Origin of the sequence: Falsihalocynthiibacter sp. S25ZX9, assembly GCF_041205405.1 — a bacterium.
GTDB lineage: Bacteria > Pseudomonadota > Alphaproteobacteria > Rhodobacterales > Rhodobacteraceae > Falsihalocynthiibacter > Falsihalocynthiibacter arcticus.
Map to the genome: position 1 here is coordinate 1 of NZ_JBGFCD010000131.1, position 338 is coordinate 338.

Sequence of the window (338 nt, forward strand, 5' to 3'; positions counted from 1 at the left end):
AGGCGCGCTTTCCAGTTATGGAAGTTTCCACCGGTGGCACTATACTGAATGACAGCCGCCTCTTTGCGGGTGCAAAAGAATGGTAGCTGATCAAGCATTATGAACGCGACGAAGCCGTCGAGCGCTTCATCGATTCAATCGATTGGGGCGTGTTCTCCATGATCACCAAACCAATGTTCTGGCTCCTTTACACAATTTACGGATTTATCGGTAACATGGGCTGGTAGATCATCGTTTTGACTTTGATCATCAAGGCAATGCTCTTCCCGCTTGCCTACAAGTCTTACGTTTCCATGGCCAAGATGAAAAAACTTCAGCCAGAAATGGAAATAATCAAA

1 pseudogene is annotated in these 338 nt (G+C 46.2%); it reads left to right on the forward strand.

The features are described from left to right. Positions 1 to 338, forward strand: a pseudogene (locus tag AB9F29_RS21590) (YidC/Oxa1 family insertase periplasmic-domain containing protein); the annotation flags it as partial.